19 protein-coding genes and 1 tRNA gene are annotated in these 25756 nt (G+C 66.3%); 12 read left to right on the forward strand and 8 right to left on the reverse strand.

The features are described 5' to 3' along the window. Positions 1-4: 4 nt before the first annotated feature. The 3 genes from NQK35_RS01055 to NQK35_RS01065 form a co-directional block, all read right to left on the reverse strand. Positions 5-1078 carry a glycine zipper domain-containing protein gene (locus tag NQK35_RS01055; RefSeq protein ID WP_048724767.1) on the reverse strand — a complete coding sequence of 358 codons (1074 nt, stop codon included), beginning with the start codon at positions 1076-1078 and terminating at the stop codon, positions 5-7. Positions 1079-2261: 1183 nt separating this feature from the next. Beyond that, positions 2262-3479 (reverse strand): ATP-binding protein, encoded by a 1218-nt coding sequence (locus NQK35_RS01060; protein WP_048724769.1) that lies wholly within the window; start codon positions 3477-3479, stop codon positions 2262-2264. 227 nt (positions 3480-3706) lie between these two features. Then, complete coding sequence (locus tag NQK35_RS01065) at positions 3707-4138, reverse strand: hypothetical protein (RefSeq protein ID WP_009212177.1); 432 nt, start codon at positions 4136-4138, stop codon at positions 3707-3709. Between the two features lie 340 nt (positions 4139-4478). Here NQK35_RS01065 and NQK35_RS01070 point away from each other — a divergent pair, with 340 nt between their 5' ends. The 6 genes from NQK35_RS01070 (at position 4479) to NQK35_RS01090 (ending at position 8185) form a co-directional block, all read left to right on the forward strand. After that, on the forward strand, positions 4479-4781 hold the full coding sequence (locus NQK35_RS01070) for a hypothetical protein (protein ID WP_152687553.1): 303 nt from the start codon (positions 4479-4481) through the stop codon (positions 4779-4781). A 38-nt stretch (positions 4782-4819) separates the two neighbouring features. Beyond that, complete coding sequence (locus NQK35_RS01075) at positions 4820-5914, forward strand: hypothetical protein (protein ID WP_257114288.1); 1095 nt, start codon at positions 4820-4822, stop codon at positions 5912-5914. A 10-nt stretch (positions 5915-5924) separates the two neighbouring features. Continuing rightward, positions 5925-6359, forward strand: a complete 435-nt coding sequence (locus tag NQK35_RS10590) for a hypothetical protein (protein WP_373567057.1) — start codon at positions 5925-5927, stop codon at positions 6357-6359. Then, the gene (locus NQK35_RS01080; protein WP_257114289.1) at positions 6350-6511 is read left to right on the forward strand and encodes a hypothetical protein; all 162 of its coding nucleotides are present in this window, start codon (positions 6350-6352) and stop codon (positions 6509-6511) included. The genes NQK35_RS10590 and NQK35_RS01080 overlap by 10 nt, the downstream gene beginning before the upstream one ends. Positions 6512-6944: 433 nt before the next feature. Next, positions 6945-7424, forward strand: coding sequence for a hypothetical protein (locus tag NQK35_RS01085; RefSeq protein WP_257114290.1), 480 nt, complete (start codon positions 6945-6947; stop codon positions 7422-7424). After that, entirely contained in the window at positions 7421-8185 is a 765-nt protein-coding gene (locus NQK35_RS01090) for an XRE family transcriptional regulator (RefSeq protein WP_257114291.1), read from the forward strand. Before NQK35_RS01085 ends, NQK35_RS01090 begins: the two co-directional genes overlap by 4 nt. 554 nt (positions 8186-8739) lie before the next feature. On the opposite strand, the gene NQK35_RS01095 is transcribed toward NQK35_RS01090, so the two are convergent. Both NQK35_RS01095 and NQK35_RS01100 read right to left on the reverse strand, forming a co-directional pair. Beyond that, positions 8740-10158, reverse strand: coding sequence for a sodium:proton antiporter (locus tag NQK35_RS01095; protein WP_257114292.1), 1419 nt, complete (start codon positions 10156-10158; stop codon positions 8740-8742). Between the two features lie 143 nt (positions 10159-10301). Then, positions 10302-10377 (reverse strand) — tRNA-Arg (locus NQK35_RS01100). Between the two features lie 99 nt (positions 10378-10476). Here NQK35_RS01100 and NQK35_RS01105 point away from each other — a divergent pair. Beyond that, positions 10477-10932 carry a ribose-5-phosphate isomerase gene (locus NQK35_RS01105; RefSeq protein WP_257114293.1) on the forward strand — a complete coding sequence of 152 codons (456 nt, stop codon included), beginning with the start codon at positions 10477-10479 and terminating at the stop codon, positions 10930-10932. 577 nt (positions 10933-11509) lie between these two features. Here the strand turns inward: NQK35_RS01105 and NQK35_RS01110 are convergent. Continuing rightward, positions 11510-12766, reverse strand: a complete 1257-nt coding sequence (locus NQK35_RS01110; RefSeq protein ID WP_257114294.1) for an Nramp family divalent metal transporter — start codon at positions 12764-12766, stop codon at positions 11510-11512. Between the two features lie 167 nt (positions 12767-12933). On the opposite strand from NQK35_RS01110, the gene argS reads away from it, so the two are divergent. The 5 genes from argS to NQK35_RS01135 all read left to right on the forward strand — a co-directional run bounded on the left by argS (position 12934) and on the right by NQK35_RS01135 (position 23493). Then, positions 12934-14613: an arginine--tRNA ligase gene (gene argS, locus NQK35_RS01115; RefSeq protein ID WP_257114296.1), complete on the forward strand. Its 1680-nt coding sequence runs from the start codon at positions 12934-12936 to the stop codon at positions 14611-14613. A gap of 1 nt (position 14614) precedes the next feature. Continuing rightward, positions 14615-16015 carry a diaminopimelate decarboxylase gene (gene lysA, locus NQK35_RS01120; protein WP_257114297.1) on the forward strand — a complete coding sequence of 467 codons (1401 nt, stop codon included), beginning with the start codon at positions 14615-14617 and terminating at the stop codon, positions 16013-16015. A gap of 146 nt (positions 16016-16161) precedes the next feature. Next, on the forward strand, positions 16162-18579 hold the full coding sequence (locus tag NQK35_RS01125) for a S8 family serine peptidase (RefSeq protein ID WP_257114298.1): 2418 nt from the start codon (positions 16162-16164) through the stop codon (positions 18577-18579). A 167-nt stretch (positions 18580-18746) separates the two neighbouring features. Further along, positions 18747-23006: a S8 family serine peptidase gene (locus NQK35_RS01130; protein WP_257114299.1), complete on the forward strand. Its 4260-nt coding sequence runs from the start codon at positions 18747-18749 to the stop codon at positions 23004-23006. A gap of 217 nt (positions 23007-23223) precedes the next feature. Then, positions 23224-23493 (forward strand): ribbon-helix-helix domain-containing protein, encoded by a 270-nt coding sequence (locus NQK35_RS01135; protein WP_009212162.1) that lies wholly within the window; start codon positions 23224-23226, stop codon positions 23491-23493. 129 nt (positions 23494-23622) lie between these two features. On the opposite strand, the gene NQK35_RS01140 is transcribed toward NQK35_RS01135, so the two are convergent. Together NQK35_RS01140 and NQK35_RS01145 are read right to left on the reverse strand one after the other, a co-directional pair. Beyond that, positions 23623-24657, reverse strand: a complete 1035-nt coding sequence (locus NQK35_RS01140; RefSeq protein WP_257114300.1) for a DUF5692 family protein — start codon at positions 24655-24657, stop codon at positions 23623-23625. Beyond that, positions 24657-25700 (reverse strand): hypothetical protein, encoded by a 1044-nt coding sequence (locus tag NQK35_RS01145; RefSeq protein WP_257114301.1) that lies wholly within the window; start codon positions 25698-25700, stop codon positions 24657-24659. Before NQK35_RS01145 ends, NQK35_RS01140 begins: the two co-directional genes overlap by 1 nt. Between the last annotated feature and the right edge of the window lie 56 nt (positions 25701-25756).

Here is a 25756-nt window from a genome sequence, read left to right on the forward strand (position 1 = left end):
ATTGTTAATTGAGTGTCGCGTTATTGATTGCGTCACCTGTCATTTCGCCAAAGTAATGGCCGGCCACCCCGCCGATGACGCCGCCGACTAGGCCGCCGACGACCGCGCCAACGGGGGCGAAAGGCCCCGAGACAGCAGCGCCGATGGCGGCACCGCCTTTGGCTCCTAGCCAGGCGCCTGCCCAGGTAGCTCCCCCTGTCACAGTGCCTTTCACGCCCGCTCGTGCTACCTTGTGGCCCTCGCTCCATTCGGGGTGCTGCTCGGTATCGATTTGGTACGTGTCGTAGGCGGTGATGCCGCCGTCGACGACCGCCCCCGCCACGCCGGCAACCTTTCCGGCCTTTCCCAAGACCGGGGCTATCGTTCGTGTTCCAACGGGTTCCGTTACCTGTGTTCCTGTCGGTATGAACTTCCAGTTCGATAGGTCGCCCTTGGCGAAAAATTCTGCAGGCGGCTGGTAGACTCCCTTGTTGAACTGAATCGTGGCCGCGGATGCAGTCTGACCGAGAAGATCGGTGGCTCCCATTGTGTAGGGAAGTAAATTGGCGCATGGGTGCTCATCGTCCAAAACGAACTGGCTTTTGAGTCCGTTGAAAACGGGTTCAATCCATTGCTCATAGGTGTCCACTTTGAGACTGTCTAACGCAAGTGAAAACACGTGCTCGGCACGTTCATAATTCAACCGCTGGACCTCAGCTTGCGCTTGCAGCTCATTAAAACTATGGACAAGGTCATCGTCCGACTCATCGAATAGGGTCACTGTGTCGCCTTCGACGATCAGACCACAGTCTTGGGCTTTCTGCGCGATTCCCTTGTACTCCTCACGTACTGACTTCATCGACCAGGCGAGTTCGGATACAGCGTTCGTGAGTGCTTTCAGATCGTTGGAGATTTCTTCACACACGGCCGATGCGATTTGTAAATCGTGCTGACATGGGTCGACAAGAAGTGCCTCCTGCTGGCCGACAATGGAGGAAGCGCGCACTGTATCTCCGTCTGCGGTATGCAATGCGCCGGAAGCTTGTTCGCATTGATCCTTGAACGTGAAGAGATTGTCGACGTTAATCGGGAAAGGCATGGAAAACCATGCTCCGTGTTGGCGTGTATCTTCATCGGTACTCATCGTGGCCCCCTGGCGCGCAGATACTCTCCTGTTGACTGAAGACTGGCAGCTTCCTGATTATCGGTGGTTGCAAAATTCTCGGATGCTGCGGTCAGTCCGCGAGTGATAGAAAAAGAACAAAAAGATGCCTTCTGTATAATACGATTGATCCTCTCGATCTTCGCTGTCAGATCCGCCTCATTACTCCCAGCGCCACTAGGTGCTTCGAGAGTCTCAGAGGCGACGCTCTCGCTCGAGTACTCCAGGATGTTGATGGCACGTGACACCGCGGTCGCGTCCCATACGATTCCACCGGACAACTGTCTCCCCTTACGACTCGGTCAGCAGTAACAGATCAGGATAGCCCTCCGTCAAAGTGATCGTCAAGTCCTCATTGAAGAGATTAGGTTCCTCTAGAACCTTAAAAGTTCAGCAAAAAACGGGGGCGGAGCCGCCTGGCTCCGCCCCCTCGATGCAGTAGTTGTCAGGACCGCTGACTCACTCGTCTACTCACGGTGTCACCTCCAGTGTCTGGGCCATGGTGATGAAATCGTCGATGAACGCCGGGAAGTTAGTGCTGGGGCACGTACACGGTTCTGTCCACAGGGGACGGCGCGGCGAGCCTGGTCCGGCGTGCGGGGCGCGCGTGATCCACGTGAGTTGAGTGAGCGTCAGCGACGCATTGTCGAGGATGTAGACGCCGGTCCGCCATCGGGCGCCTTTCGGGGTGAGCGGCCAGGCGAAGTCATCAATGAGGTGGAATCCGGGCAGTGCATCCTGTACTTGCTGGATGCTGTCCGCGTAGATCTCATCCTCGCTCGCGTTGGTTCTCAGTTCGCCTCCGGTGATGACAAAGGTTGGAATGGAGCCGCATAAGAAATCCTTATCCTAGTTCTTACGCAACGCGGTTGACACTTTGATCATTGATCACATCACCAACATGTTCACCAGCATAGTGGCCGCTAAGCCCGCCCAAGAACCGAGAGTGTTCGCAACGATTCCGAAAGACAAGGAAGGATGGGCGGTATGAGGGTCCTCATCGTCGCCTAATCCCTGGCGACCACATCAGTTCCCTCCTGGCCAACACGGGGCCGCGCAATCGCACGCAGGTGGCGGTCCGGTACTGCCGTGCCGGAAGGTGAGGAAACCCGGTCGGCGGTCATTCCGGCCAGTCGGACTCCAAGTAGGCACCCACCGCCCTGTTGCGGAACGTGTAGTGGGGGCGGCCCCTGCAGATGACGCGCCGGATGAGGTCGAGGCGTTGGGCGGTCGGCCCCGCGTCGGAGGCTCGATGGTAGTCGAGTGCGCGTGCGATGTTCGTCAGGGTCCGCTCCGGGGGCGGCAGCTGCGCCATCGCTTCGAGAAATTCCCGCTCCCGGGCGGGTAGGCGCTCCAGGATGCGCTGCACGTGGGTCTCGGCCTCGTGGACTGCACCGCGCCACCCCGATGCGACCTGCTCGGCGGTGATGAGGTCGTCGGTTCCCGCGTACCAGGCGCGCTCGCCCGCCAACTGGAAGAGGAACGGCTCACCGCGCGAGAGCTCGACAATGGTTCGCTGCGCCGATGCCTCCATGTAGACGCGCTCGCCGCCGGGCACCTGCCACCCCTCGGTCACGAACGGGTGGAGTGCGACCAACAGGTCGTTGTCGCTGATCGGTTCAAGGATTGTCGTGCGGAAACGCCGTGCGAAGGTCGCGCCCGTCCTGGCCCCCGCCATGTCGGCGAATTCAGGAAGGCCGGTGAGGTACACGGCGATCGGGAGGGCGCGCGAGGCGCGCGGACCACCTGGCAGGACGATTTCCTCCTCGTGGGCCAGCGCGTCGCCGAGGGCGATGAGCAGTTGCGAGCGGGCCGCTTCGTCGGTGATGTTCTGCACCTCGTCGATGTGGATGACGATCACCGCGTCGGCGCGAATCGCGGCACGGCCGATCTCGACGAGGAGCTCGGTAAGCGCCGTGTACGGCTCGGGTCCTGCGTGCGGCCGCACCGTGAGCCCGAATCCTGAGGCGGCGATCGATTCGACCCGGCCGAGCAGGTCGGTGATGCGGCGCTCGCGGGCGCTCGGCAGGCCCGCATCGGACGCCAGGCGTAGGAGCGCCGATGCTACCCGTTTCATGGGGTCGCTGCCGGAGGGGATCCTGAGCTGGGGTGTTGTCCAGTCGCCTTCGGCCGCAGCCGTGTGCGCGATCTTGCGCACCAGTGCGGACTTGCCCGACCCGGCTTCGCCGAGGATGGTGCGCCCGCGCTCGTGGATGCCCGCGCGCCGACGCGGGCGCACGACATCACGCCAGTCGCTGAGTTGCTCGACTCGCCCCGCCCACACGTGGGGGACGGTGTCGGATCCAGGGCTAAAGGGAGAGTCCAGTGGAGTCCTCATGGTGATAAGTTTATCAACGCTTCGGGTGTTTGATAAGTTTATCAGCGCTCTTGCCGCGGTAGGCGGGAGGGCGGAAGTCGCGCGCCGCTGATTGGGCGCGGCGGGCAGTGCGACTAGCGCTCTGGGGCGCGAACGAGGGCCCGGCACGCGGATGGGGAAACCGGCGCACGGACGAGCGTCCGGGGGCTGGGGCACTCACAGGCGGGAGCGCCCGGAGGCTGGGGCACTCACAGGCGGGCGGCCTTCTCCAGTCCCTCCTGGATCGCCGGCAGGTTCGAGTGCTTCCTGCGGATGCGCCACTTGCCGAAGGTGGGCGAGTAGTCGGGCAGCCACGCGAGTCCTCCGTCGCGCACGCCGCCCAGGAACATCGCCGTCCATTTGGGGTGACCCTGCTGGGCGAGTTCGAACTGCCAGGCGGCCAGCACTTTGCCCAGCTCGTCCCACGCTGATGGGGTCAGCCAGTCGTCGAAATGCTCGGAGCCGCGCTCGAGGGCGGCGTAGGTGGAGACCTTCTGGCTGTCGGGGGCCTTGTTGACCAGCAGGGCCACCTCGGTCCACCCCTCCGCAGCCGCCTCGGCGTTCGCGTGCAGGATCTTCGCGACCGCTGCGATGTACTTGACGTTGGTGTCACGCGAATCAGCGGTGTTCGGACGTGTCATAGAGTGCTCCTCCTCGAGTCGTTCGCCGACGGCGGTGCTCCGTCGCCTCGCCCGCCGGTTATCTGATCCTTCCCCCTCATTTTAACAGCGTATGGGGTGCGAGCGGACCCCTCTTTACCCTCTCTTGTCAGTGTGTACGCACCCCGCGGCCCCGGGCGGCGTAGGATCGGGCCGCGCGCAGCGGTCGTGGCCCTGTCGTAGGTTCTGGTGGCGGTTGCAACGCCTCGAACCTGCTGCTCGGGGTATGAAACGTGTTGCAACCACCCCTAGAATCTGCCCTTGACAGTCACCTTCGGGGGGGGGGGTAGCTTCGTTCCTGTCAATCGGTAAGGGGTGTGGCGTGTCGGGTCAGGTCGTGTGGGATAGCGATGAAGTGTCGCGAGCATCTTCCATTCTCGAAGCATCGGGTGAAAACGTTGCAGCGTACGTGCTGGATACTCCTTCCGGGGTCGGCAGTAACGAGGGGAGGCTTTCTGAGAGGATCGCGAGAATCAATGAGGTAATTGCGATGAGTTCCTTCTGTTCGCTCGCCGTAGCGCAGGGGCTGGACGCGGCCTCCAATGCCTTTGCTCGGGCCGATGATCAGGCCGCCGCAGAAATTGCGGCGGTCCGCGAGTACCTCGACAGTCTGGACGCACGATGACAAACGCAAGTGCTGTCTCTCAGGGTTCCTCATTTTCGATGGAATTCCTCATCGACGTCGATGCTCTGTTTACCTTTGAAACGATCTGTGAGGAATCGATCGGCGCGCTCACTCGGGCCGATGGTGACGTGGCGCGTGCCTCGGCTATCGTCTCCCAGCAGGAGTCCTTGCTCGTGCATCGGTGCAACGAGGATCTGCTGACGACATCGCAAACATACGAGGAGATGGCGGCGGATTTGAAGGCGTTGAAGCTGGCCGTCTCGGACCTGGCGTGGTCGATGCGGTCGGTGCGGGGCGAGTATCAGGGTATTGCTCAGGCTGCGGCCGCGGGTGGTCTGATCGTCGAGGGGGACACGGTGATCCTGCCGGACGAGCAGGATGCGGCGCTGAGCAACGTATTCGGCGAGCTCAGCGTCAGGGCGCGGGAGCAACGGCTGAACTACGAGCGCGCGGAGTATGTGTTCTCACTGGCGCTTGATGATCTCAAAATTGGCACGTATGAGCAGTGGATTAAGCCGGTGTTCGACGGGCTGAAAGAACACTTTGTTCTGAGTAAGAAGCATCGACTGGCCATCGCTGTCCCCTATGCATTGGGGCTGTTAGATTTTCTCGGGCAGTCGACAGTCGCGCTCACGATGCAGCACTTCAGTGGGTTATACGAGGCTCCGGAGGGGTTCCTCGCCAGGGGTGATCTGTCGAAGTGGAAGTTTCGGCCGCCGGGAGCGCACGGGCTGGAACCAACCGGGACACGTGTTGTGGCTCCGATTGCCGGAAAAATCGGGAAGGTTGCTGGCGTGGCGGGCGCTGTTGTCGATGGTGGTATCACCGCCTACGATACGTATCAAACCGATACGGTTCAGCACCCCGAGTGGAGCGAGGGACACAAGGTTGCGAGAGCTGGCGTTAAAGGAGTGACAACTGGTGGCGCAACCTTCGTCATGGGTGTTGCTGGGGCAAAAGTTGGTGCGGCTGTTGGTGCCGCATGCTCAGGACCGTTTGCCCCCGTGGGCGCTCTAGTTGGCGGTCTCGTCGGAGGGGTCATCGGTGGATTGGCAGGACACTATGGGGGTGAGTACTTTGGTGATCTCATCAATGAGCAGGGAACCGATCGTATCGCTGAGTCAATTGGGTAAGGTCTGAGCTATGCGAGAGAATCCAACTGGTTATCTATGCTGTCTCGCCATGGCGCTTACTGGGTCTGTCACCTGGTATGCCGAGATGTTTCTTGATGGGAAAGTAGCAAGACTATGGCGACGAATGAATGGGAGGGGGCGGATTGGCAGGAATGTTGCTGCAGTCGGGGCTCCAGCCATAACGTGCATAAGTTATATTGCGCTGTGTGTTGGACTCCTAAAGGAAATAGCTGCCCCTGGATGGCTACTGTTCACACTCGCATGCTTGATGATGTTGCTTGTATTTGTATTTCTCCTCAGTCTCCTACCAATCAGGTTCCCAAACGTCCTTTACGCCGATTGGCAGTATGCCAAGCGGCACGGGCTGTTGGATGAGAGCGGAAACATCGATCAGGAGGCGTGGGTGCTTCATCATGCGCAGAGGCGGGGGGATACGTGGTGGTGAGTCTCGCGTCGGGATGGCGGCTCGTCACCCCAGAGGAACGCGCAGAACTGGGGGCGTTCGTCGGCGGGCTGATCGGCCACTATGCTGGTGAATATGTTGGTGATGTGATCAATGATCAGGGTGTAGATCGTGTTGCAGAGGCGATGGAATGAGGGGCGGCTTATGAAGGATAATTTGCTTGGTTGTCTGTGTGCTTTCATCGGTGGAGTTTTTTTGCGCTGTTACTTGGTATGTTGAGATGTTTACTGACAACAAGGTAGCCGCGTTGTGGCGTCGGATGAACGGGCGGGGGCGCATCGGAAAGAACTATGCTGCTATTGGTTCTCCGGCTTTTGCGTGTATCTGTTTCATTGGTGTCCTTCTTTTCTTAATCAGAGATCGTGCGCCAGGGTGGCTAATGTTTGGGCTTGCATGCCTCATGATGCTACTTCTCCTGGTAATTCTTATTGGGCTTCTCCCAATCAGGTTTCCTCGGTGGGTGTATGCCGATTGGCAGTACGCCAAGCGGCACGGGCTGTTGGATGAGAGTGGAAACATTGATCAGGAGGCGTGGGTGCTTCATCATGCGCAGAGGCGGGGGGATACGTGGTGGTGAGTCTCGCGGCGGGATGGCGGCTCGTCACCCCAGAGGAACGTGCAGAACTGGGGGCGCTCGCCGCTGATGCCAGCGTTCGTCTTATCGCTGTCGGAAAGGCGAAAGATGAGGGGAATGTCCCGACTCTGGTGATCGCCGGTGGGGAACTGAGAACCGACGCAAGCGATGATGCCGTCTACGCGGACAGCGTCCAGCAGCTGGAAAAACCATTCCCCGGGTTCCATCTCATTGACGACTTCGCCTGGCCGCTCACCCCGACAGATGCCCGATGGCGGACAGGCGTCTACATCCTCAACGATGTCTCGCTGACGCTCACTCAACTCACATGGATCACGCGCGCCCCGCACGCCGGGCCAGGCTCGCCGCAGCGTTCCCTGTGGACAGCGACGTGTACGTGTCCCAGCATTGTCTTCCCGGCGGTCATTGACGATTTCATCACCATGGCCCAGACTGTGGAGGTGCCATCGTGAGTGTTGACGCCACCGATTCGCGTTCTGCGGATCAGCTGATCGTCACCGTCGAGCAGGCGAATGTTCTCCTCGACATGATGTCTACCAGCAAGGGGACGACGCGCGTCTCGAGCGATGCCCTCACCAGCGGACTTGTCAGCGGTGGACTTGTAGGAGTGAACGGCCTCGTTGGTGACGCACAGCGAATCCTGGGGCCCGCGAGCGATGCTCGAACGAGGGCCGCTATCCGCGTTGTGTCCCCCGCCATGCCGGATGTCGTGCGCGACTGGAGGATCTGGCCCACCGTTCCGCGCTCCGTCATCATGCGTTCCGATGTGGACGGCGTGCACTTCAGTCAGGTTGATTTCTGCGAAGTCCCGCATATCCTGGCCTTCGCCTCCCTGCTGTACGCCGGACCCACCCTCCACGACGGGCCGCCATACATCCCCACCGACTTCGTGCGGGCGATTCGTACCCTCGATGTCCGCGGCGCCCAGGATGTTCTCAATGACCTGGTGACGTATGGCCCCGCCGAGTCGCACTTTGCGCGTGACTGTGTCGCCGGGCGCTGGAGTGTCGTTACCTGCGTGCGTGAGGAGAAGCGTCGTGGAAAGTGGCACCCGGGCGCGCACTTTGAGTGCTTTGTGACCGACCACCTCCACGCCCTCATTCATGCACCCCTCGACGTACAGGCTCTCTCCCGGTTGTCAGCCGATCCGACGCTGGACGCCCCGCCTCGCGCGGCGGTCTGGGCCATGGCGATGGGGCTCCTGGCCGCGTAGATGACGAAAGCCAGTTGGTCGCGGCTGCCGCGAGCAAGTGAGCGGCGCGACTGTGGTACCACGGCCGAGTAACGCCGAGCGGCAGCTGGCCGCGTGGCGTCGTGACCGCGGCAAGTTCGCGGGTACGCACCCATACGAAGGGACGCGCGGGAACGTGCGAAACCGGCACCGCCCCTGCGTACCTTGTGGTTTGAGCAGGTGAAACCGGCACCGCCCCTGCATGCCGAAATTGGCTTGAATCGTGGTGTTGTGGGCGTGCAGGGGTGGTGTGGGTTTCACGCGGTGGAGGATGACCTGTGCCGGGGTGTCCTGGGTCTCACCCGGCGGCGGGATGCGCCCGCGCCACTCCACACGAAAAAACACCCCGCGACGCAACACGGCAAGAAACCGCGCAACGCTGCAAGATGCGACGCAACACGGCAAGACATCGCGCAACATGGCAAGAAACCGCGCAACACGGCAAGAAACCGCGCAACACGGCAAGAAACCGCGCAACACGCGGGGGGCGGAGCCGCCTGGCTCCGCCCCCCGTCGCATGCGTCAAGACCGCTGACTCACTCGTTCCCCGTGAAGTCGGCGACGGCCTCGTCCAGGCCCGCGCGGCGGATGCGGACGAGCGAGAGGAACGCCAGGCCGGCGGCCAAGGCGATGCCGAGGCCTCGCACCAGCCAGGACTCGCCGACGAAGATCATCGCCATGGCAGCCAGGACGGGCACCAAGAGTGTGAACGCGTAGCCGACGTAACGACCGAAGGACGGCATGGGAACGCCGTCGGACTCGGCGACCGACTTAACCATGAAGTTCGGGCCGTTGCCGATATAGGTGATCGCGCCGCAGAACACGGCGCCCAGCGAGATCGGGACCAGGTAGTACTCGGGCACCCCGGCCACGAGCGCCCCCTCGCCGCCGGAGGCCTTCGCCATCTCGAAGAACGTCATGTACGTGGGCGCATTGTCCAGGACGGAAGACAGACCGCCCGTGAACACGAAGTACGTCATGCGGGTCAGCGGCAGGGATGGGGCGATCTGCTCGAGGTAACGCAGCGCCGGCGCCATCGTCGAGAAGATGCCGATAAACAGGGTTGCGACCTCCATGATGGGCGTCCACGTGAAGGCGTTCTCCTCGAATCGGACCTTCTTGTCCGAGAGCTTGTAGGACAGCCCCGCCACCGCAAACATGATGAGCTCGCGCCAGGGAACCAGCTCCGTCCACGAGTGAACGTGTCCCTCGGCCAGCGCCTCGCCGTCCCAGGAGGGGGCGAAGGCGACGGAGAGGATGATGATCGCGAAGAAGAGGAGGTTGATGGCCCCGTGCAGGCGCAGGGGCTGGACGTCGCGGTCGTCGGCCTCAATGGAAGCGGTGTCCTCGGAGGCGTAGCGGACCCGGTCGATGGAGTAGTAGGACAGGAGGAGCAGCATAAGGACGAAGAGCCACTCCTTCCACAGCGCGAAGGTCCATGTGAAGGGCACGCCGTGCAGGTAACCGAGGAAGAGTGGCGGGTCGCCCAGGGGGGTGAGTATGCCGCCGCAGTTTGCCACGATGAAGATCGTGAAGAGGACCGTGTGCACGCGGTGCTGACGTTCCTTGTTCGTCTCCAGGAGCGGGCGGATGAGGAGCATCGCGGCGCCCGTCGTTCCGATGAACGAGGCGAGCAAGCCGCCGATCGCGAGGAAGATCGTGTTGTTGCGCGGGGTTGCCTTGATGTCGCCTGCGAGGTGAATGCCTCCGGAGACGACGAACAGCGCGAACAGCAGGGCGATGAACTGGACGTATTCCACGCCCGTGGCGATGAGCGGGCTGGTGCCCGCCTTCACGAACATCCAGATCGTGGTGGGCACGCCCAGGGCCAGCGCGACGGTCAGCTGGGAGGATTCCTTTTCCCACCAGTGCGAGGTCTTCGGGATGATGGGCAGGAGCGCGATGCAGGCGAGCATCGCGACGAAGGGGAGAAGGCTCCACCAGGGGTAGGTCATCGGCCGCTCCTTGGTTCACGGTTGGGACGAGGCCCATTTTATTGGGGCGGCTGCGCCCAGGCGCGGGGTGTTCCGCGAGGTGAAAGGGGCTCGGGTCACGAGGCGTGGGCGCGGCGGATCCGCGAGCGCGGCGCGGGTATGGGTGGCGCCCCGAACAGGACTCGAACCTGCGACCTCTTGCACCGGAGGCAAGCGCTCTATCCGCTGAGCTATCGGGGCAGCTCGGCCAGTTTAGCAGGCTTCATACGCCCGCGCGTAACGGTGATGTGTGCCATACTGGTCGGTGTTTCTTGTCTGATAACTCTTCGGGAGGATTCTATGCGCGTTCACATCGGCACCGATCACGCCGGTTTTGAGCTGAAGGAAAAGGTTGTCGCCCACCTGCGCGAGGCCGGTCACGACGTCGTGGACCATGGCGCATACGCCTACGATGCCCTCGACGACTACCCGCCGTTCTGCATCGAGGCGGCACAGGCGGTCGTGGACGAGCCGGGAAGCCTCGGCATCGTCATCGGCGGCTCGGGCAACGGCGAGCAGATGGCCGCCAACTGCGTGGAGGGGGTGCGCGCAGCCCTCGTGTGGTCGGAGGCGACCGCGCGCCTGGCTCGCGAGCACAACGATGCCAACGTCGTGGCGGTCGGTGCCCGCCAGCACAGCGAGGAGGAGGCCATCGCCCTCATTGACGCGTTCCTGGAGACGCCCTTCAGCGGGGACGAGCGTCACCAGCGTCGCATCGACCTGATGAAGGACTACGAGCGTTCCGTGCGCGCCTGAGAGACGCTGACGGTAGGGGAACGGGGCCGGTGGCGAACACCGGCCCCGTTCCCCGTGCCCTGCCCGGTGTGTTGCTGCCCTGTCGGCGTCTGCGGCGGAGCAGCCGATCTCCTACGACGTGCCCTGCCCGGTGAGCGGCGGCCTTGTCGGCGTCTCGTCGGTCCGCCTCGCCACCGTTCGCGGGTAGTCCTTCCGGCCAACTGTTCTGCCAGGCCGAATCGGCTACTCGTCGTGGTGGTCCGTCGGCCTACGTGCCTCGCGGATAGGATTGGGCGTTACCGATGATGGCGACCCCGCCGTCCTGGGAGCTACGCGCCTCGCGGATAGGTTATGAGCATGCGGATAGGTTATGAGCATGTGGATAGGCAAATAACCTATCCGCGAACGACCTAGCCTATCCACGAGTGGCTAACCTATCCGTGAACGTGCGGCTACGGACAGCAGTTTCGACGGGCTCAAACGAGCCGTCGAAACCTATCCGAGAATGCGCGGCCATGGCGTTTCGTCCCCGAGTGCTCACCGTCATGCCGCGCTCGAAGGGCGGCAGCGATGACGTCCCTGCCTCGTCCCCGAGTGCCTACCCCTGGCCGGTCAGGGTCAGGTAGACCAGGAAGAGGTTGAGGGCCACGATGACCGCGGCGATGAAGAAACCGCACACCCGCAGGACGGTGGTGTTTGCGTACTCGCCCATGACCTCGCGCTTCGCGGTCAGCGACATGAGGGGAATGATCGCGAAAGGAATGCCGAAGGAAAGAGCCACCTGCGAGACGACGAGGGACCACGTGGGTTCGGCGCCCGCCCCGAGGATGACGAGCGCGGGGATCAGGGAGACGAGCCGACGCACCAGGAGCGGCACCCTGACGTGGAGCAGGCCGCTCATGATCTCGCTTCCCGCGTAGGCGCCCACCGACGTGGAGGCCAGGCCCGAGGCCAGCAGCCCGACCGCGAAGACCGTGCCGACGAGGGGACCGAGGGTCGCGGAGATTGCGGCGTGCGCCCCCTCGATCGTGTCGGTGCCGCTCTGCCCGGCCAGGGCCGCCGCGGCCAGGAGCAACAGGCCGATGTTGACCAGCCCCGCGACGCCCAGCGCCCAGTAGATGTCGATGCGGGTCGCGCGCAGCAGGCGAGCGAGGTGCCCGGGGGAATGCCGGGCGTCGCAGGTGGAGGGGAGCGCGGGGTCCGCCTCGTGGTCGTTGACCAGCGACGAGTGCAGGTAGACCGCGTGGGGCATGACCGTGGCGCCCAGCATCGACGCGGCAACCAGCACGGAATCGGTGCCGCGGAAGCGGGGGAGGAGGCCCGAGGCGACCCCCGCGCCGCTCGGAGGAGCGACGACCAGTCCCGCCAGGAACCCCAGCGTGATGATGGCGAGCAGCGCGACAATGATGGCCTCGAAGCGGCGTTGGCGCCCACCACCTTGGACGAGGAGGAGCCCCATCGACACGACGCCGATGATGACCCCGCCCCACAGGAGGGGCAGGCCGAAGAGGAGGTGGAGGGCGAGGGCGCCCCCGATGACCTCGGCGAGATCGGTCGCCGCGGCCACGACCTCGGCCTGCAGCCAGAAGGCGATGCGCCCGGGGGGTGCCATGCGCTCTCCGAGCAGGGCGGGCAGGGACTTGCCGGTGACCAGGCCGAGCTTGGCGGAGAGATACTGGATCACCATCGCGAAGATGTTGGAGGCGAGGAGCACCCAGACTAGGAGGTAGCCGTAGCGTGCGCCGGCCGTGATGTTGGCGGCGACGTTTCCGGGGTCGACGTAGGCGACGGCCGCGACGAATGCGGGGCCGAGGAGGGGGATGAGTGTGCGGTGGTGGGTGTCCGAGGTGGTCATGGGTTCCTCGCAGACGACGGATGCGATTCGGCTACCCGAAATTCTACGCGCGTCGCGGGAGATCCGGGTGCTTCCCGGGCGCGATTGTGGCCACGTGTGGCCAGGTTTTCATTCCCGCGCGGGACAAGAGCTCGCGGTCACAAGCCAAAACCCCGTAGTCTTGGGGTGTGACTCCTGAAGAACTTGCTTGCCTCATCCGCTCGACGCTGCTGGACGCTGCCGCCGCCGGGCGCATCTCCATCGATCCCGCGCTGGTTCCCGACCCCGTGACCGTGGAGCGCCCCCGCATTCGCGAGCACGGCGACTGGGCCACCAACGTCGCCATGCAGCTGGGCAAGAAGGCCGGGATGGCCCCGCGCGACTTCGCCCAGATCCTTGCCGAAGACCTGAGCGGGGCCGAGGGTATCGACTCCGTCGAGGTCGCGGGTCCCGGCTTCATCAACATCCGACTGGGAGCCGGGGCCGCGGGCGAGCTCGCCCGCACCATCGTCGAGGCCGGAGCCGAATACGGTCGCAACGAGACCCTGGCGGGCCGCTCGATCAACCTGGAGTACGTCTCCGCCAACCCGACCGGCCCCGTGCACCTGGGTGGAGCACGCTGGGCGGCCGTCGGCGACTCTCTTGCCCGCCTCATGGCGGCCTCCGGCGCCGCCGTGACCCGCGAGTACTACTTCAACGACCACGGCTCGCAGATCGACCGCTTCTCCCATTCTCTCTACGCGCGCGCCATGGGCCGGGAGGTGCCCGAGGACGGCTACGGCGGCCAGTACATCGCCGACATCGCCGAACAGGTGCGCGCCGACGCGCGCGCCGCGGGAGAGCCGGACCCGATCACCCTGCCCGAGGAGGAGGCCATTGAGGTCTTCCGCGCTCGCGGCGTGGAGCTGATGTTTGCGGAGATCAAGGAGCGCCTGCATTCCTTCCGCGTGGACTTCGACGTGTTCTTCCACGAGGACTCGCTGCACTCCTCCGGCGCGGTGGCCGACGCCATCGCTCGCCTGCGCGAGCGCGGGGAGATCTTCGACGAGGGGGGCGCGGTGTGGTTGCGCACCACCACCTACGGTGACGACAAGGATCGCGTCCTCATCAAGTCCGACGGCCAGGCCGCCTACTTCGCGGGAGACGTCGCCTACTACCTGAACAAGCGCGAGCGCGGCGCCGATGCGGCCATCTACCTGCTGGGCGCGGACCACCACGGCTACATCGGACGCATGATGGCCATGTGTGCGGCGTTCGGGGATAAGCCGGGCGTCAATCTGCAGATCCTCATCGGACAGCTGGTCAACCTCGTCAAGGATGGCGAGCCCGTGCGCATGTCCAAGCGTGCCGGCACGATCGTCACCCTGGACGACCTGGTCGACGCGGTGGGCGTGGACGCGGCCCGCTACGCCCTCGTGCGGGTGTCCATGGACACCCAGGTCGACATCGACCTCGACCTGCTCTCCCAGCACTCCAACGACAACCCGGTGTACTACGTGCAGTACGCGCACGTGCGCACCTGCAACGTTGCGCGCAACGCCGCCGCCCACGGGGTGAGCCGCGACGCCGGATTCGACCCCGCCGCCCTGGACACCGAGGCCGACTCGGCCCTGCTGGGTGCCCTCGCCCAGTTCCCCGCACAGGTCGCCCAGGCCACGGAGTTGCGCGAGCCGCACCGCATCGCCCGCTACCTGGAATCCCTGGCCGCCACCTACCACGCCTGGTACGGCCAGTGCCGCGTCACCCCCCGCAGTGACGACCCGGTCGAGGCCGGTCACGTCGCCCGCCTGTGGCTCAACGACGCGGTCACCCAGGTTCTGCGCACGGGCCTTGGCCTGCTGGGCGTGAGCGCCCCCGAGAGGATGTGACATGAACGAGGCCGACTCCGTCCCGGTTGGCTCCCTCGTCTGCCCCGGCCCCGAGGAGCGCCCCGACCTGTGGCCGTGGAGCGCCGCGCGCACGGGCGGCGTGCTACACGTGGGCGGCGCCGACCTGACGCGGATCGCCTCGGACTATGGCACTCCCACCTTCGTCCTTGACGTCGCCTCGCTGCGGGGGCGCGCCCGCGTGTGGGCCTCGGCGATGGCCGAGGAGTTCTGGGAGGGCTACGGCATGAGCGGCGGCGACGCCTTCTACGCGGGCAAGGCCTTCCTGAGCGCCGACGTCGCCCGCATCGTGGCGGAGGAGGGGCTGGGCGTCGACACCGCCTCCCTGGGGGAGCTCACGCTCGCGCTGCGCGCCGGCGTGGACCCCTCGCGCATCGGCCTGCACGGCAACAACAAGTCGGACCGTGAGATCCGTCTGGCCTTGGAGGCAGGCATCCACCGGATCTTCATCGACTCGATGGACGAGGTTCGCCAGGTTGAGCGCATCGCCGCCGACATGGGGGTCAGCGCCCCCGTCATGGTGCGCCTGAAGTCCGGCATCCACGCCGGCGGCAACGAATACATCGCCACCGCCCACGAGGATCAGAAGTTCGGCCTGTCCCTGGCCAGCGGCCAGGCCCTAGGCGCCGTGAGGGCCATCCAGCGCGCCTCCCACCTGGACCTTCGCGGCCTGCACAGCCACATCGGCTCGCAGATCTTCGGCACGGCTGCCTTTGTCGAGGCCGCGCGAAAGGTCATCGACTTCGCCGCCCTCGTGCGCGAGCGCCTTGGCCTGGAGGTGTCCGCGATCGACCTGGGTGGGGGAGTGGGCATCGCCTACACCGCCCAGGACCCGGTGCCGACCTCGCCGGTGGAGGTGGCTCGCGCCCTGGCGGGCGTCGTGCGCGAGCGCTGCGCCCATCACGGCCTGCCCATCCCGCGCGTGACGGTCGAGCCCGGGCGCTCGATCGCCGGGCCGTCGATGGTGATGCTTTACCGCGTGGGCGTCGTCAAGGACGTGTCGCTTGAGGGCGGGGGAGTGCGCCGCTACGTGGCGATCGACGGGGGGATGTCGGATAACATTCGGCCGGTCCTGTACGGCGCTGCCTACACGGCGACCCTGGCCAACCGCGACGGGTCCACCGCGCTCGCCCGCTGTCGTGTCGTGGGCAAGCACTGCGAGAGTGGGGACATCGTCATCCGTGACGTTGACCTTCCGGCCGACATTGCGGGCGGTGACCTGCTGGCGGTGCCCGCGGTGGGCGCCTACGGGTATTCCATGGCGTCGAACTACAATATGGCGACCAAGCCGGGTGTCCTGGCCGTCGAGGACGGCGAGGCCCACTGGTTCCTGCGCCCCCAGAGCGTCGATCACCTGCTCGCCCTCGACGCGGGTCTGGAGTAGCAAGCGCGTCAAGGGCGGAGGGGCAGATCTTGAGGAGTGAGCTTAGGTAAGCCTTGGTTTTGTTGTTACTGACAAAGTCTTGGATGATGGGCTGGGCTGCGAAAGCCGCCGACATCCTGACAGTGACACACGAAAGCCGAGGAATCATGCGCCGCACCGCCGCACGCATCGGGATCATCGCCGCCCTCGCCCTGTCCATGGGCGTGGCCACGGCGACCGCTCCTCCCACCCACGCCGACGCCCCCGCCCCCCTCGTCTCCGCGCCTCGCGCCAATGACGATGAGATGAACTACGCGATCAACCTCGCGAGCGCCGCCAGCGCCGAGGATTTTGAGCGCGCGCTCGCCCTCGTTCCCTCCGTCGGCGGGGCAGCGCTCGCCTCCTACCCCGAGATCGGCACATTTTTCGCCCAGAGCGCCACGCCTTCCTTCGCCCCCGACCTGGCGGCCGCCCTGAAGAAGGCGGGGGTGGGCGTCCATTCCATTGGCCCGACCCGCGTGGCCCCGGTCCTCTACTACGAGCGCGTCCAGCTGCCCGCCCCGGCAGGCGCCCAGCCGCCGACCCAGGGCACCGAACCCGCGACGGCGAGCGGCGCGACTCCCGCCCAGGCGAGCGGCGCGACTCCCGATGGCGGCCTGAGCGCGGTCGGAGAGGAAACCGTCACCGAGGCCGACTCCGGCACCGGGGAGGCCATCTTCAACTGGGGGGCCACGGAGATGAAGGCCGCCGAGGCCGCGGCGGTGGACGTGAGGCGCGCGCCCGTGAGCGTGGCCGTCGTGGACTCCGGCGTCGAGGACACCCACCCGGACCTGGAGGGGCGCGTCGACACGACTCGTTCCGTGAAGTGCTCGGTCAATGGCGTGGCCACGCAGGAGGTCAACGGGTGGCGCGACGAGTTCTACCACGGCACGCACGTCGCTGGCATCATTGCCGCCAACCACAACGGCGTCGGCATCGACGGGATCGCCCCCAACGCGAGCATCGTGGCCATTCAGGCGACCAACGACAACCGCCTCATCTACCCCGAATACGTGGCCTGCGCGTTCATGTGGGCGGCCAGCCACGGCGTGGACATCGTCAACAACTCCTACTCGATGGACCCCTGGGTGTACTGGAGTCCGACCGACCCCGAGCAGGCGGCCGGCCTGGAGGGCGCGACGCGTGCCATCAGATACGCCCAGGGCAAGGGGCTGGCGGTCATCGCCGCCGCCGGCAACGAGGGCGTCGACATCGACAACCCGAGCATCGACAACGCGTCTCCGACGGATGTCCCCGCTCCCACCAAGAACCGTCCGGTGGCCGGTTCCATCCGCGTTCCCTCCATGCTCGACGGGGTCGCCCAGGTCAGCGCCGTCAAGCAGGCCTACGGGGTCGTGCCCGGGCGCGTGTCCCTGATGCGCGCCGACTTCTCCAACTACGGAACGACCATCGACTTCGCCGCCCCGGGCGACCAGATCTACTCGACGGCTCCGCTGCTCTTCTACCGCAGCGGGTACGCCGTCGCGGATGGAACGTCCATGGCGACCCCGCACGTGTCCGGCGTCGCCGCCCTCATCAAGTCGATCCACCCCGAGTACACGGGCGCGCAGGTCATCGACCTGATGCGCAAGCAGGCGGCCGCCAACTACGGCCTCCTCAACGCCCCGACCGACTCCCACGAATACCGGGGCGCCGGCCTGCCGATCGCCCTGGACGCGGTCCTGAAGGACCAGCCCCAGCCGGTCATCGGCCCGCTCGAGTACTCGAGCGACGGCCGCACCTGGCACAGCCTCGACGGCGCTACGCTCGCCGGAACCGTGTCCGTTCGCGCCACCGTGTCCGGCCCCGTGACCGCAGCCCGCATGGTGGCGGGGGAGCGCGAGCTCGCCTCCACCCAGGGGGATGGGGCCGCGTCGGACACCTCGGTGACGCTGCAGGCCGACGGCGTGGACGCGGCCAGTCTGCGCTCTCCACTGGAGGAGGGGCCGTTGAGCGTGCGGGTCGAGGCATCGGGCCGCAACAACGACCCTCGCGCGGACGACGACACCTCCGCTCAGGTGTCCTTCACGGTCGCCTCCGACGAGGACCGGGCCGGGCGCTGGGTGCGCGACGCGCTCGGCTGGTGGTGGCGTTTCGAGGACGGAACATACCCCGTCTCCACCGTGAGGCGCATCGACGGGCAGCTCTACCGGTTCGACGCACGCGGCTACATGGTGACCGGATGGGTGAAGGACGGGGGATCCTGGTACTACCACGGCCTCGGCGGAGCCCAGGCGACCGGATGGGTGCAGGACGCGGGCTCCTGGTACTACCTGGACGACTCGGGCGCCATGGTCACGGGCTGGCTCCCCTACGCGGGCTCCTGGTACTACCTGGACGGCTCGGGCGCCATGGTCACGGGCTGGCTCCCCTACGCGGGCTCCTGGTACTACCTGGACGGCTCGGGCGCCATGGTCACGGGCTGGCTCCCCTACGCGGGCTCCTGGTACTACCTGGATGACTCGGGCGCGATGGTGACGGGCACCCGCGTGATCGAGGGACGCGAGTACTCCTTCGACGCCGCCGGGCGCCTGCGCGAGCAGTAGGGTGACGAGGCGGGCCGCGCTCCTTCGGGTGCGCGGCCCGCGCCGAGCCAGCTGAACGTCCGCTTAAGCGACGCTGAATTTGTGCTTGGTGACAAACTCTAGGATCATGATCACACGCATGCACGCCGCAGTGCACGCACCAGTGAGTACCCGAAAGTTGAGGAATCATGCGCCGCACCGCCGCACGCATCGGAACTGTCGCGGCTCTCGCCCTGTCCATGGGCGTGGCCGCCGCGAGCGCCCCGCCAGCCTGGGCCGACAACCTCGGCCCCCTCGTCTCATCCACCCGCGCCGCCGACGGCGTCATGAACTACGCCGTCAATCTCGCTGGCACCGCCGACGCCGAGGATGTTGAGCGTGCGCTCGCGCTCGTTCCCTCCCTCGGTGGGGCTGCGCTCGCCTCCTACCCGGAGATCGGCACGTTCTTCGCCCAAAGCTCCTCGGCCTCGTTTGCCCCCGACCTGGCCGCGGCGCTGTCCAAGGCTGGGGTGGGTGTCCATTCCATTGGCCCGACCCGCGTGGCCCCCGTCCCCGATTCCGAGCGCGTCGAACCGCCCGCCCCGGCACCCGACGCCGACAAGCCCGCCCCGGCGCCGCAGACGAATCCGGCCCACGCCACCAATCCGGAGGTCCAGGCGGACCCTGCGGCGAGCGAGGGGCAGGGCGGCGATCCTGAGACTTCTCCCGCAGGCGGCGGCACGGAGTCGGTGCGCGACGAGGACGCTGCCGAGGCCAGCGCCGAGGAGGCGGTCTCCAACTGGGGAGCGCAGGCCATGAGCGCGTCGGATGCCGCGGCCGTGCCGATGGCGCACGCGCCCGTGCGCGTCGGTGTCATCGACTCCGGTATCGATGACACCCACCCCGACCTCGTGGGCCGCGTGGATCAGTCGCGCTCCGTGTCCTGCAGTGTCAACGGCATCGCCTCCCAGGCCTACGGCTCCTGGAGGGACCCCTACTTCCACGGTACGCACGTCGCAGGCGTCATTGCCGCCAACCACAACGGCATCGGCATCGACGGCATCGCGCCCACGGCGACCCTCGTGTCCATCAAGGCCGCGGGCGCCGAAGGGCTCATCTACCCCGAGTACGTGACGTGCGCGTTCATGTGGGCCTCCAGCCACGACATCGACATCGTCAACAACTCCTACTCCATGGACCCGTGGCTGTACTGGAGCGCCACCGACCCGGAGCAGGCCGCCGGACTGGAGGGGGCGACCCGCTCCATCAAGCACGCCCAGGCCAAGGGCCTGGCGGTCATCGCCTCGGCGGGAAACAACGCGGCCGACAACGACAATCCCACAGTCGATAGCTCCTCGCCGACCGACACGGACAACCCCATCAAGGACCGTCCCGTCAAGGGCTCCATCCGGGTCCCCGGCATGGTCGCCGGGGTCAGCCAGGTCAGCGCCCTCCGCCAGGTCGGCTCCGGGGAGAACCCCGCGTGGTCGACCCTGGAGCGCGCCGCCTTCTCCAACTATGGCACGACCATTGACTTCGCGGCCCCCGGCGACGGCATCTACTCCACGGTGCCCACCTCCCTCTACGCCTCGGGCTACGCCAAGGCCAGCGGGACATCCATGGCGACCCCGCACGTGACGGGCATCGCCGCCCTGGTCAAGTCCATCCACCCGACTTACACGGGCGCCCAGGTGATCGGCCTCATGCGTAAGCAGGCCGCCATGGAGTACACGCGCCTGGCCGCGCCCGAGGACGGCAAGGAGTACCGCGGCTACGGCTTCATCAACGCCCTGACCGTCATGCGCCGCGACCAGCCCCAGCCGACCGTGACCTCCATCCAGTACCGGGTGGGCAAGGGCGAGTGGAAGGACCTCGACGGGGCGACCCTGCCCGCCGGCCCCGTTTCCTTCTACGCGCAGGCCGACGCCCCGATCAGCCACCTCCACATGGACGTGGCCGGGCTGGCCAGCGTGGACCGCCCCGGCTCCGGCAAGTACGTGGACGAGCCGCTGGGCGTCTCCGCGGAGAACGTGGACCTGTCCTCGCTGATCCCGTCGGGCGCCGAGGCCGCGACCGCGCGCGTCCAGGTCAGCGCCAGCGGCATCAACTTCGACCGCCAGGCCGACGACGACACGGGCCGCGAGGCGGTCTTCACGCTCACCCGCGACCCGCAGGCCGTCCCCCAGCCCGACCCCGCGCCCGGCGAGGACAACCCCGCCCCGGGCGGCACGCCGATCGCCGGGATCACCGCACCGGCTCGCAGCGCCGACCAGCTTCCCGCCAACTACGCGGTCAACCTGCCCAAGGGGACGGATCGGGCCACGTTCCAGCGGGCCGTCGCCCAGGCCTCGTACCTGAGCGGCCTCGTGCTGGCCCAGTACCCGGCGTTCGGGACGTTCTTCGTCCAGGCGGCATCCCCGACCTTCTCGCCCGACCTGGGCGCCGCGCTGGTCAAGGAGGGCATCAGCTACGACTCCATCGGCCCGACCCGCCAGGCCCCGGTCGGCGGCAACGAGGCCGTGGTTCCCATCGACTACGCGACCCGAGCCGCCGCGAACGCCGCGCTGGCGGCCGCGCCCACGTCGGACGCCGCCCAGGGCGAGGAGGACGTGACTCCGGATCCGCAGACCGGCAACGGCTGGCACCTCCAGGCACTGCACGCCCTGGAGGCTCAGGGCGTGGACGTGATGCGCGAGCCGGTCACGGTGGGCGTCATGGACCAGTCCGTCGACGACACGGTGCCGGACCTGGCCGGACAGGTGGATCACTCCAAGTCGGTGTCCTGCTCGGTCAACGGCATCCCGAACCGGGACCCCGAGGCGTGGCGCTGGGACGACGCGACCCACGGCACGCACGTCGCCGGGTCGATCGCCGCCAAGCACGACGGCGTGGGCGTGGACGGCGTGAACCCGACGCTGCGCATCGCCGCCATCAACGTGGCCTCGCGCAACGGGGGATACTTCTACCCCGAGTACATCGCCTGCGGATTCGTGTGGGCCGCCGACCACGGCATCTCGGTGACCAACGGCTCCTACTTCGTCAACCCGTGGAAGTACTGGATGCCGGGCGACCCGGAGCAGGCGGCGGGCCTGGAGGCCGTGCAGCGCGCCGCCGACTACGCCGCCTCCAAGGACGTCATCAACGTGGTGGCGGCCGGGAACTGGACGACCGACCTGGACAACCCGCCCACCACCGACGACTCCTCGCCGGGGGACACGTGGGGCGCGTACCAGCGCGACGTGACGGGCGGGGTGTATATGCCCTCCATGCTGCGCTCCACCCTCGCGGTGTCTGCCCTGCAGCTGCCCGAGGGACAGGACCCGGCGACCGGCATGCTGGAGCCGACGTCCTGGTCGAACTGGGGCGCGACCTCGATCGACTTCGCCGCTCCGGGCGCGAAGATCTACGCGCCGCTGACCTCCTGGTATGGCAAGGCCTACGGCAACCTGTACGGGACATCGCAGGCCGCGCCCCTCGCGGCGGCCGTGATCGCGACGCTGCGCCAGGTACACCCCGAGATGACGGCCGACCAGATCGTGGCCCTGGCGAAGAAGCAGGCGAGCGACCCGGCGAACCGGGGGCGCCTGAAGCCGGTTGAGGGCCACGAGTACCGGGGTGCCGGCCTGCCGAACGCCCTGGACGCGGTCCTGAAGGACCAGGCCAAGCCCACCATCGGCCAGGTCGAGTACTCGCGCGACGGTGCGACGTGGAAGCCCCTGGCCGGGGAGAGCGTCTCCGGGCGCGTCTCCATCCGCGTGACCGTGAGCGGCCCGGTTACCTCGGCCCGCCTGCTCGTGGGCGAGCGCGAGGTCGCCTCGGGTGCGGGTAACGGCGCGTTTACGGGCAACTCGGTGACCCTCCAGGCCGACGGGGTGGACGTGTCCCACCCGGACGGTGCGACGCGCTACGCGGGCGCCGCCCTGGCCACGGTCGAGGCCAGCGGGCGCAACAACGATGCGCGCGCGGACGACGACGCGACGACGACGGTGGCCTTCACGGTGAGCCCCACCCACGAGGGACCCGACGAGGCCGCGGCCGGACGCTGGGTGTCCGGGGCGCTCGGATGGTGGTGGCGTTTCGAGGACGGTACCTACCCCACGTCGACGCAGCTGCGCATCGACGGGGCGATCTACCGCTTCGACGCGCGCGGCTACATGGTGACCGGCTGGGTGTCTGAGGATGGCCGCTGGTACTACTACGGCCCCTCGGGCGGGCAGGCCAGCGGGTGGACGAAGGCGGGAGGCTCCTGGTACTACCTGGATCCCCTGACCGGCGCGATGGCCAGTGGGTGGACGAAGGTGCGCGGCTCCTGGTACCACCTGTCTTCCTCGGGGGCCATGACCACGGGCTGGCTGCGCGAGGGAGCCACGTGGTTCTACCTGTCGTCTTCGGGGGCCATGGTGACGGGCAGCCGGTGGATCAACGGCACGCGCTACGTGTTCGACGACCAGGGTCGCCTGCTGCAGTAGCCTCCACGAGGCCGGGGCTCGCTCCCGGTTGAGTGTCAGAGAGGGGCCGCGCACTGTGCCGTGCGCGGCCCCTCTTGCGTGTCGCGCCTGCGCGGGAGAGATGTCGTGGGAGTCCCGTTCCCTTGGGACCTATTTCGTACATACACTGGTATGCGTGTGAATGAGTGGCGTCGATGGTAACGCGAGCGGTGCTCGCAGAGGTTGGTTTAAGGAGGTAATGATGGCGACGTATACGTCAGCTGATGGTGCGACCTTCACTGATGAGGATCTGGAGCGTTGGGGGAACCAGGCCGAGAACGGTGTGCCTTACGACGGGAAGCATCTCGGTTCGTCTGTGGCCGGACGCCCGATTAGCGTTGGTGTTGGTGCTAAGCCGTTTACCCTCCGTCTTGATCGTTCTCGTCGTGCCAAGCTCGCTGAGGTGGCTCAGGAGCGCGGTACGACGCCGTCGCAGCTTGTGCGCGATTTGATTGATTCGCTCGAGTAGGGCCGCCTGCTGCAGTAGCCTCCACGAGGCCGGGGCTCGCTCCCGGTTGAGTGTCGGAGAGGGGCCGCGCACTGTGCCGTGCGCGGCCCCTCGTGCCTGTCGGTATCGTCGCGCTCGCGGGTCAGGCTGCTACGCGGTGGGCGCCGTGAATCCCGCCCTCTCGGGCGTGGTTCCCAGGCGAGCGGCGATCAGCTCCTTGTCCTCGTCGGAGGCCAGGTCGCGCACCCAGGACGCGTAGGTGGGCTCGTCGCCGTGGACCTCCTGCGTGAAGGGGTTGCGCCGCTTGGAGATGATCGCATGCGCGTGCCTGCCGAAGACCCACAGGTTCGCCGCCAGGGCGGCGGCGGAGATGAGGACCATCGCTGCGGGGTTGTGGGCGCTGCGGTGGGCGAACATCGAGTCCTGCATGAAGTGCGGGAATGTCAGCACCACGGCCGACCAGAAGGTGAGCGTGTAAGCCCGGTACTGGATCCACGCGCCCCTCCCGAACCGCATGAGGGCGGGGATCGTGCACGAGGCCAGCAGTGCGACGCCCGAGTACCAGGCGCGGTCGGCCAGGCAGTTGTACACGTAGGCGAAGTTCCACAGGTCGTAGGCGATGATCCACCCGATCGTCAGGTCGCCCCACACGAGCGCGCGTTCCTTGCCCTTGGACACGAAGATCCCCACCCACCCGGAGATCGCCAGGAGGTTCAAGATCCCGGCGATCCCGTTCATGATGTTCCACGGCCCACCCCACGTGACCATCCCCTGGGAGGGGTCCACGCCGTGGATGCCGTAGCACTGGAAGTCCCGCACCACGGCCTCGGCGATGTTGAGCGCGAGGATCGTCGGGGGGATCAGCAGGTACCAGCGGTTGTGGCGGAGCCTGGGGAAGACCTGCAGGGCGACGAGGCACAGGGAACCGGCCAGCGCCGAGTACTGCTTGACGATGGGGAACCAGCCGGCCGAGGCCGTCCCCTGCGTCGAGGTCGGCCACCAGAAGATGGTCAGGGCGATGGGGATGAGGACGAAGAGCGCCAGGACCACCCACATGTTGCGTTGGGCGAGCCACGCCGTGACGGCGAGGAGCGCGATGACGAGGAGGAGCATCGCGTAGTCCCACCACTGGCCGACCTCGAAGAAGAAGAGCGTCGGGTAGTCCGGGGGAGTGATGCCGCCCATCAGCGCTGCTCCTTGCCCCAATCCGGCAGGTAGGTGCGTTCCATCTTCTGGCGGATCTGCTCCTCCCAGGAGAAGGCGGGCTCACGCCAGCCGTCGAAGTAGGAGGCGTCGACCTCGCTCGCCCACGGGCTGTCCGCGCCGGTCGGCGGCCAGGAGGGGTCGTCGGTGACGGGCGGGCGGATCTCGGCGACGGCTGGGGCGCTTCGTCCGTAGCGGAACCACTGCGTGAAGGTGTCCTCGAACAGGGGAGTGCCGTCGTAGCGTCCCGCGGGGGTGCTCGTGTTGAAGAAGCGCCCGCCGAGCATGCCGCGCATGAAGCGCCCCGTCAGGTGCTGCTTCTTCTTGAACTCGAGGACGCGCTTGACGTAGAGGTTTTGCATGTGGGTCATGCACCCGCCGATGAACTCGATGTTGATCCAGTTCAGGGCGGTCATGGCGGGGCTGGGCGGCTCGTAGCCGATGCGCCAGTGGTTGATGAGGCGCGTGCGTCCGCCCGACAGGGGCACCATGTAGAAGCACCAGGCGGCCGCGAAGTGCCTCATACCGGGGAAGCGGAAGGCGTAGGAGCCGGGGGCCTTGGGCGGGTTTTTCGTGTCGACCCACTGCACCATGTACTTGCCGGGCACGATGTCGGCCCACTCCATCGACATGCCGTGGAAGTCGAAGGCGGCGATGTCGCCGGGCATCATGGAGTCGCTCTGCTGGAACTCCTCCTGGATCTCGTAGGAGTTGAAGAAGGGCAGGCGCGCGAAGGTTCTTTCGAGGAACTCCGAGGAGAAGGAGCCGGACTTTTCGGCGCCGATCTGCTTGAAGAGGCGCCACACGGCGTAGGCGGGGGCGTCGATGGTGATGGCGTAGGTCGAGGAGTACCCGTTGTCGTAGTTGGCGTCGATGAGGTCGTCGCCCGGGTAGCGCCAGGCCTGCTCTTCGGGCGTGGCCTTGCCGGTGAGCTGACTGAACGCGTACATGCCGCCCAGGATGGCGGCGCCTCCCGCCGCGGCGATGCGGCAGAGGTTGCGGGCGCGTGTGGTGTGTCGTGTCATGAGTCCTCCTCCTTGAGGATCGGGTGGGGGCGGCTCCGCTGGTGCGGATCGTGGGG

The organism is Schaalia odontolytica, assembly GCF_024584435.1.
GTDB lineage: Bacteria > Actinomycetota > Actinomycetes > Actinomycetales > Actinomycetaceae > Pauljensenia.

What these genes read in the sequence shown, in the direction of transcription:
- NQK35_RS01105 (WP_257114293.1), top strand. Translation starts at nt 10,477, where the DNA reads ATGCGCGTTCACATCGGCACCGATCACGCCGGTTTTGAGCTGAAGGAA.
- NQK35_RS01135 (WP_009212162.1), top strand. Translation starts at nt 23,224, where the DNA reads ATGATGGCGACGTATACGTCAGCTGATGGTGCGACCTTCACTGATGAG.
- NQK35_RS01145 (WP_257114301.1), bottom strand. Translation starts at nt 25,700, where the DNA reads ATGACACGACACACCACACGCGCCCGCAACCTCTGCCGCATCGCCGCG.
- NQK35_RS10590 (WP_373567057.1), top strand. Translation starts at nt 5,925, where the DNA reads ATGCGAGAGAATCCAACTGGTTATCTATGCTGTCTCGCCATGGCGCTT.
- lysA (WP_257114297.1), top strand. Translation starts at nt 14,615, where the DNA reads ATGAACGAGGCCGACTCCGTCCCGGTTGGCTCCCTCGTCTGCCCCGGC.
- NQK35_RS01130 (WP_257114299.1), top strand. Translation starts at nt 18,747, where the DNA reads ATGCGCCGCACCGCCGCACGCATCGGAACTGTCGCGGCTCTCGCCCTG.
- NQK35_RS01125 (WP_257114298.1), top strand. Translation starts at nt 16,162, where the DNA reads ATGCGCCGCACCGCCGCACGCATCGGGATCATCGCCGCCCTCGCCCTG.
- NQK35_RS01075 (WP_257114288.1), top strand. Translation starts at nt 4,820, where the DNA reads ATGGAATTCCTCATCGACGTCGATGCTCTGTTTACCTTTGAAACGATC.
- NQK35_RS01055 (WP_048724767.1), bottom strand. Translation starts at nt 1,078, where the DNA reads ATGCCTTTCCCGATTAACGTCGACAATCTCTTCACGTTCAAGGATCAA.
- NQK35_RS01140 (WP_257114300.1), bottom strand. Translation starts at nt 24,657, where the DNA reads ATGGGCGGCATCACTCCCCCGGACTACCCGACGCTCTTCTTCTTCGAG.
- NQK35_RS01095 (WP_257114292.1), bottom strand. Translation starts at nt 10,158, where the DNA reads ATGACCTACCCCTGGTGGAGCCTTCTCCCCTTCGTCGCGATGCTCGCC.
- NQK35_RS01110 (WP_257114294.1), bottom strand. Translation starts at nt 12,766, where the DNA reads ATGACCACCTCGGACACCCACCACCGCACACTCATCCCCCTCCTCGGC.
- NQK35_RS01060 (WP_048724769.1), bottom strand. Translation starts at nt 3,479, where the DNA reads ATGAGGACTCCACTGGACTCTCCCTTTAGCCCTGGATCCGACACCGTC.
- NQK35_RS01065 (WP_009212177.1), bottom strand. Translation starts at nt 4,138, where the DNA reads ATGACACGTCCGAACACCGCTGATTCGCGTGACACCAACGTCAAGTAC.